Origin of the sequence: Salmonella sp. SAL4457, assembly GCF_046548235.1 — a bacterium.
GTDB lineage: Bacteria > Pseudomonadota > Gammaproteobacteria > Enterobacterales > Enterobacteriaceae > Salmonella > Salmonella enterica.
Genome location: NZ_JBGDZO010000049.1, coordinates 1 through 491, shown reverse-complemented (window position 1 = coordinate 491; position 491 = coordinate 1). Strand labels below are relative to the sequence as shown.

The following is a 491-nucleotide window of genomic DNA, read 5'->3' as shown; positions in this document are numbered from 1 at the left end:
GGATATGTGTATAAGAGACAGATTGAGGGTCGCGGCGCGAACAGGCACGCCCTTGGGGACAGTTGCACCGTTGGTCAACATCGCGGCAATCTGCGATTTACCACTCGGGCTCTCTTGTGCAGCACTCGTGAGTCGTACCGGCATATCAACCGTGCCACCTGCCTTGGCGACGCTTTGCAAATCAGCCGTGCCAGGAAGCCCCAGAGCGGACGCCTCCAGTGCCAATGCATTGCGAACGCCGGCAGGAACCTTGTCACTGTCTTTACCAGCCTGGTCGGAATACAGCGACAGCACCGCGAAGGTGGCAACGTATGCGCCGGGTCCACTACCAGCAATCTGAACCAGGCGATTGACAGCATTCGTTAGGGAAGCCGCCAGGCGAGCCGTCTCCACTGCCGCACTACCAAACCCGGCCACCGAAACCAGCGGCGTAGAGGTAGCCGGCATCGCCAAGGTGTTCGCAGCCTGGATGATCTGACCTGGTACTACAT

General features: G+C 59.5%; 1 protein-coding gene. It reads right to left on the bottom strand.

Going from position 1 to position 491, the window contains the following annotated elements; all coding sequences use genetic code 11:
- A partial coding sequence (locus ACLJNW_RS23150; RefSeq protein ID WP_410961078.1) for an S-type pyocin domain-containing protein occupies nucleotides 1-491 on the bottom strand: 491 nt, incomplete at both ends.